This is a genomic window from Azonexus sp., from assembly GCF_036170495.1.
GTDB lineage: Bacteria > Pseudomonadota > Gammaproteobacteria > Burkholderiales > Rhodocyclaceae > Azonexus.
Genome location: NZ_JAVHPH010000083.1, coordinates 1 through 5927 on the forward strand (window position 1 = coordinate 1; position 5927 = coordinate 5927).

The following is a 5927-nucleotide window of genomic DNA, read 5'->3' on the forward strand; positions in this document are numbered from 1 at the left end:
TGTCGCTCATCAACACCCAGGTTCAACCGTTCAAGGCCCAGGCTTTCCACAACGGTAAGTTCATCGAAGTCACCGAAGCCACCCTCAAGGGCAGGTGGTCCGTCGTGATCTTCATGCCAGCCGCCTTCACCTTCAACTGCCCGACCGAAATCGAAGATGCCGCCAACAACTACGCTGAATTCCAGAAAGCCGGCGCCGAGGTGTACATCGTCACCACCGACACTCATTTCTCGCACAAGGTCTGGCACGAAACCTCGCCGGCCGTCAGCAAGGCGCAGTTCCCGCTGATCGGCGACCCGACTCATCAACTGACCCGTGCCTTCGACGTGCACATTGATGCCGAAGGCCTGGCCCTGCGCGGCACCTTCGTCATCAACCCGGACGGCGTCATCAAGACCGTTGAAATCCACTCCAACGAAATCGCCCGTGACGTCTCCGAGACCCTGCGCAAGCTGCAGGCCGCTCAGTACACCGCCGCCCACCCGAACGAAGTCTGCCCGGCCAAGTGGCACGAAGGCGATGCCACCCTGGCACCGTCGCTGGACCTGGTTGGCAAGATCTAATTAGTCGCTAGTCGTTGGTTACTAGTTGTTAGCAAATGCTTGCTTGCAGCTAGTAACCAGCCGCTCACCCCATTTGGATTTCAGTGTTTTTTTCCGGTTGACCGTGGCAATCGCAAAAAACCAGTGCAATTCAGCTCAGGGAGAACAACATGCTCGACAGCAACATCAAGGCCCAACTCGCGGCCTACCTCGAAAAACTGCAACGCCCGATCGAACTCGTCGCCTCGCTTGACGACAGCGCCAAGGCCCAGGAAATCCGCGGCCTGCTCATCGACATCGCCGAACTCTCGCCCAAGGTCAGCCTGCGCGAAAACGGCAGCGCCGCCTTGCGCCCGTCCTTCGCCATCGGCCTGCCCGGCGAAACGCCGCGCATCACCTTCGCCGGCATCCCGATGGGCCACGAATTCACCTCGCTCGTCCTCGCCCTGCTGCAGACCGGCGGCCATCCGCCCAAGGTCGATGCGTCGGTGATCGAGGCGATCAAGGCCCTGCCCGGCACCTTCAATTTTGAGACGTTCATCTCGCTGTCCTGCCACAACTGTCCGGATGTCGTGCAGGCGCTCAACCTGATGGCTGTGCTCAACCCCAACGTGACCAGCACGATGATCGACGGCGGCCTGTTCCAGAGCGAAGTCGAGCGCCGCAAGATCATGGCTGTGCCGACCGTTTTCCAGGGCGACGCCGAATTCGGCGCCGGCCGGATGAGCATCGAGGAAATCATCGCCAAACTCGACACCGGCGCCGCCACCCGCGAGGCCGAAAAAATCAACGCCAAGGCAGCCTACGACGTGCTCGTCGTCGGCGGCGGCCCGGCCGGCGCTGCAGCCGCCATCTACGCCGCCCGCAAGGGCATCCGCACCGGCCTGCTGGCCGAGCGATTCGGCGGCCAGGTCATGGATACGCTAGCCATCGAAAACTTCATTTCGGTCAAGGCCACGGATGGCCCGAAGCTGGCCATGGGCCTCGAAGAACACGTCAAGGACTACGACGTCGACGTGATGAACCTGCAACGCGCCACGCAATTGATCCCCGGCGACCTCATCGAAATCAAGCTCGACAACGGCGCCTCGGTGAAAAGCAAATCCGTCATCCTCGCCACCGGCGCCCGCTGGCGGGAAATGAATGTACCCGGCGAACAGGAATACCGCGGCAAGGGCGTCGCCTACTGCCCACACTGCGACGGCCCTCTGTTTAAGGGCAAGCGCGTCGCCGTCATCGGCGGCGGCAACTCGGGCGTCGAAGCGGCGATTGACCTCGCCGGTATCGTCGGCCATGTCACGCTGCTCGAATTCGACGGCCAGTTGCGCGCCGACGCCGTGTTGCAGAAAAAGCTGCGCAGCCTGCCCAATGTCACGGTCATCGTCAAAGCCCTGTCGACCGAAGTCACCGGCAACGGCGAGAAAGTCAACGGGCTGGTTTACAAGGACCGCAGCACCGACGAAGTCAAGCGCATCGAGCTCGAAGGCATCTTCGTGCAGATCGGCCTGTTGCCAAATACGGACTGGCTAAAAGCGACGGTCGACCTGTCCAATCGTGGCGAAATCGAAATCGACGCCAAGGGCCAGAGCTCCGTTCCTGGCGTCTTCGCCGCCGGCGACTGCACCACCGTGCCCTACAAGCAGATCATCATCGCCATGGGCGCCGGCGCCACCGCGTCGCTCAGCGCCTTCGACCACCTGATCAGAACCTCGGCGCCAACCTGAACCACTCGGCCGACAACCATGCACCCCGCACCACGCGGGTGCATGGTTTGCCACGCCCTTTGTTTGCAAACTGACCAAGCCCCACGCCTACCTATGGCGATCCGCTAAACCAAAATGCGCGGATTAGCCGCCCCGCCGCCAAGACTGGCATAGCGCGAGGGCAAATCCCCGGGCAGGCAATAGCCAAACAGCAGCTCCTCGGCATCCTGCAATGCAGCGCCGGTAGATAGTACATACTCCGAAACCCCCGCAAATGCCGCCAGCCGGAGCCAGAACATGGTCTCTTCAGTTAATCCGGTTGCCATTTTCGCCTCCAATAAGCCAAGGCAGCTGCAATAGCCGCACACGCATCGAACGAACACTGAGAGGAAATATGCATGACGCACCTCGCTTTCCGAAAAAACAACAGCGCGAAGAAGTACTAGCAATATTTGGCCCAAGCGGCACTTGGGACACTGAGTTGGGACACCAAGCCAGTTTGGAGGGCGTAAACGGAAAAACCCGCTGACGAATCAGCGGGTTCCGTATTACTGGTGGTGATGGGCAGAATTGAACTGCCGACCTGTGGGTTATGAATCCACCGCTCTAACCAACTGAGCTACATCACCACGCTTGAGGGCGCGGATTATAGTTTGCCGGGCCTTGGCGGGTCAACCGAATTTCCGGTCGGTTATAATGGCGAACTTTTGTGCCGCGCGACGACCTCAGCGGCCCCCACCGAATTGCGAAGTGTTACCGATGCCCAAAAAACTATTCATCCGTACCTTTGGGTGCCAGATGAATGAGTACGATTCGGACAAGATGGCCGACGTGCTCAATGCCTCCGAGCCGATTGTCCGGACCGACAACGTTGAAGAAGCCGACATCATCCTGTTCAACACCTGCTCGGTGCGCGAGAAGGCGCAGGAGAAGGTTTTCCACGACCTCGGCCGGGTCCGTCACCTGAAGAAGCTGAATCCCAATCTGGTGATCGGTGTTGGCGGTTGCGTGGCCAGCCAGGAGGGCGATGCCATCGTCGCCCGGGCGCCGTATGTCGATATCGTCTTCGGGCCGCAGACCTTGCATCGCTTGCCGCAGCTGATGGCCGAGCGCAAGGCGAAGGGCAAGGCTGCCGTCGATATCTCCTTCCCGGAAATCGAGAAATTCGATTCGATGCCGCCGGCCGAAGTGAAGGGCGCCTCGGCCTTCGTCTCGATCATGGAAGGTTGCTCGAAGTTCTGCACTTTCTGCATCGTGCCCTACACCCGTGGCGGCGAGGTGTCGCGGCCGTTCGACGACGTGCTGACCGAAGTGGCCGGTCTAGCCGCCAACGGCGTCGGCGAAGTGACGCTGCTGGGCCAGAATGTGAACGCCTATCGCGGCGACATGGCCGAGACGGACGAGAAGGCCGATCTGGCGCTGTTGATCGAGTACATCGCCGAAGTGCCGGGCATCGAGCGCATTCGTTACACGACCTCGCATCCGCGCGAAATGACGCAGCGCCTGTTCGACACCTACGCCACCGTGCCGAAACTGGTATCGCACCTGCACCTGCCCGTGCAAGCCGGTTCCGACCGCGTGCTGGCGGCCATGAAGCGCGGTTACACGACGCTCGAGTACAAGTCGATCATCCGCAAGCTGCGCGCGGCGCGGCCGGACATTTCGCTGTCCTCCGACTTCATCGTCGGCTTCCCCGGCGAGACGGATGAGGATTTCGAGAAGACGATGAAGCTGATCGACGAGGTCGGTTTTGACAGCTCGTTCTCGTTTGTTTACAGCCCGCGCCCGGGCACCCCGGCGCTGGAACTCGACGATTCGACGCCGCCCGAGGTCAAATCGGCTCGCCTGCTGCGTCTGCAGAAGCGCATCGACGAACAGGCGCAGGCGATCAGCCAGACCATGGTCGGCAGCGTCCAGCGCGTGCTGGTCGAAGGCACCTCGAAGAAGGACGTGCATGAACTGGCCGGACGCACCGACAACAACCGCATCGTCAATTTCGCAGGCAATCCACGGCTGATCAACACCTTCGTCGATGTCCGCATCACCTCGTCACTGTCGCACACGCTGAGAGGCGAAATTGTCATCCGCGAAGACTGACAAGCCGGCGGCACGGGCCAAGCCCGCCCCCAAGACCAAGCCGCTGGAAATCGCCCTGACGCCGGTCGATAACGTCCTGCTCGCCAACCTGTGCGGCCCGCTCGATGAAAACATCCGGCAGATCGAAACCGCCTTCGACGTCATCATCCGTCGGCGCAACGAACGCTTTTCCGTTTTTGGCGAAAAATCCCGGTTGACCGTGGAAGCCTTGCAGCATTTCTACGGCATGGCGCGCGAAGCGCTGACCGTCGATGAAATCCAGCTCGGCCTGATCGAACTGCTCAATGCCCCGGTCCGCCGCCTTTCGCGCAAGGCCGAAGGGCCGGTGGACGGCCCACAACTGATCACCCGCAAGACCGAACTGCACGGCCGTACGCCGCGCCAGGTCGAGTACCTCAAGCACATCCAGGAACACGACATCACCTTCGGCATCGGCCCGGCCGGCACCGGCAAGACCTATCTCGCCGTCGCCTCAGCCGTCGATGCCTTCGAGCGCGATCTGGTCGAACGCATCATCCTGACCCGCCCGGCAGTCGAAGCCGGCGAACGCCTCGGCTTTTTGCCCGGCGACCTGACGCAGAAGATCGACCCCTACCTGCGCCCGCTCTACGACGCGCTCTACGACCTCATGGGCGCCGACCGCGTCAGCAAGCTCTACGAAAAGCGCGCCATCGAGATCGCGCCGCTCGCCTTCATGCGCGGCCGCACGCTGAACCACGCCTTCATCATTCTTGACGAGGCGCAGAACACGACGCCCGAGCAGATGAAGATGTTCCTGACCCGCATCGGCATCGGCGCCAAGGCTGTGGTCACCGGCGACATCACCCAGATCGACCTGCCCAAGGGCCACAAGAGCGGCCTCAACGAAGCCATCAGCATCCTGAAGGGCGTGCGCGGCCTGGCTTTTACCCATTTCAAGAAGGAAGACGTGGTGCGCCACCCGCTGGTCGCCCGCATCGTCGAAGCCTATGAATCCCACACCCAGCAAACGCCTTAACCTGTCGGTGCAATACGCCTGTAACCGCGAGGGCTTACCCTTGCGCGCAGACTTTGTCCGCTGGGCGCGCGCCGCGCTGGTTGGCGGCGGCGAAGTGACGATCCGACTGGTCGACGCCGACGAAGGCCAGTCGCTGAACAACGAGTATCGCGGCAAGGACTACGCGACCAACGTGTTGTCCTTTCCGTACGACACCGAGCCAGTCGTAAGCGGCGATCTGGTCATCTGCCCGAGCGTTGTCGCCACCGAAGCGAGCGAGCAGAACAAGCCGCTGGCGGCGCATTACGCCCATCTGACGGTGCATGGTATGCTCCATTTACAGGGCTGGGATCACGATAACGACGATGATGCCCAGGCCATGGAAGACGAAGAAAGGGAGATTCTCGCCGCCATGGGTTATCCAGACCCGTATGCGGTTTAAACATTATGGACAGTGACAGTAAACCGAGTTTCATTGAACGACTGACTTCCCTGTTGCGGCGCCAACCTGAAGACGGCGAGCAACTGCTAGAAATTCTGCATGGCGCCTACGAGCGCAACCTGATGGACGCCGATGCGCTGACCATCATCGAAGGCGCCCTGGCCGCC

At 61.2% G+C, this 5927-nt stretch carries 6 protein-coding genes, 1 tRNA gene and 1 pseudogene; 6 read left to right on the forward strand and 2 right to left on the reverse strand.

Going from position 1 to position 5927, the window contains the following annotated elements; translation table 11 throughout:
• A partial coding sequence (gene ahpC, locus ADADOO_RS02750) for an alkyl hydroperoxide reductase subunit C (RefSeq protein ID WP_511274817.1) occupies nt 1–563 on the forward strand: 563 nt, incomplete at its 5' end.
• Nucleotides 564–712: 149 nt separating this feature from the next.
• Nucleotides 713–2266: an alkyl hydroperoxide reductase subunit F gene (ahpF, locus tag ADADOO_RS02755; protein ID WP_511274818.1), complete on the forward strand. Its 1554-nt coding sequence runs from the start codon at nt 713–715 to the stop codon at nt 2264–2266.
• A gap of 104 nt (nt 2267–2370) precedes the next feature.
• On the opposite strand, the gene ADADOO_RS02760 is transcribed toward ahpF, so the two are convergent.
• Together ADADOO_RS02760 and ADADOO_RS02765 are read right to left on the reverse strand one after the other, a co-directional pair.
• Complete coding sequence (locus ADADOO_RS02760; protein ID WP_511274820.1) at nt 2371–2571, reverse strand: hypothetical protein; 201 nt, start codon at nt 2569–2571, stop codon at nt 2371–2373.
• A 226-nt stretch (nt 2572–2797) separates the two neighbouring features.
• Nucleotides 2798–2874 (reverse strand) — tRNA-Met (locus tag ADADOO_RS02765).
• A gap of 130 nt (nt 2875–3004) precedes the next feature.
• On the opposite strand from ADADOO_RS02765, the gene miaB reads away from it, so the two are divergent.
• From miaB to ADADOO_RS02785, 4 genes and pseudogenes are all read left to right on the forward strand, one after another.
• Nucleotides 3005–4342: a tRNA (N6-isopentenyl adenosine(37)-C2)-methylthiotransferase MiaB gene (gene miaB / locus ADADOO_RS02770; RefSeq protein ID WP_511274821.1), complete on the forward strand. Its 1338-nt coding sequence runs from the start codon at nt 3005–3007 to the stop codon at nt 4340–4342.
• Entirely contained in the window at nt 4323–5339 is a 1017-nt protein-coding gene (locus ADADOO_RS02775) for a PhoH family protein (protein ID WP_511274823.1), read from the forward strand. Before miaB ends, ADADOO_RS02775 begins: the two co-directional genes overlap by 20 nt.
• The gene (gene ybeY, locus ADADOO_RS02780; protein WP_511274824.1) at nt 5311–5760 is read left to right on the forward strand and encodes an rRNA maturation RNase YbeY; all 450 of its coding nucleotides are present in this window, start codon (nt 5311–5313) and stop codon (nt 5758–5760) included. Before ADADOO_RS02775 ends, ybeY begins: the two co-directional genes overlap by 29 nt.
• A gap of 5 nt (nt 5761–5765) precedes the next feature.
• A pseudogene (locus tag ADADOO_RS02785) lies at nt 5766–5927 on the forward strand (magnesium/cobalt efflux protein); the annotation flags it as partial.

Coding starts and splice junctions, on each gene's coding strand:
- ahpF (WP_511274818.1), top strand. CDS start 713: ATGCTCGACAGCAACATCAAGGCCCAACTCGCGGCCTACCTCGAAAAA.
- ybeY (WP_511274824.1), top strand. CDS start 5,311: ATGAATCCCACACCCAGCAAACGCCTTAACCTGTCGGTGCAATACGCC.
- ADADOO_RS02760 (WP_511274820.1), bottom strand. CDS start 2,571: ATGGCAACCGGATTAACTGAAGAGACCATGTTCTGGCTCCGGCTGGCG.
- miaB (WP_511274821.1), top strand. CDS start 3,005: ATGCCCAAAAAACTATTCATCCGTACCTTTGGGTGCCAGATGAATGAG.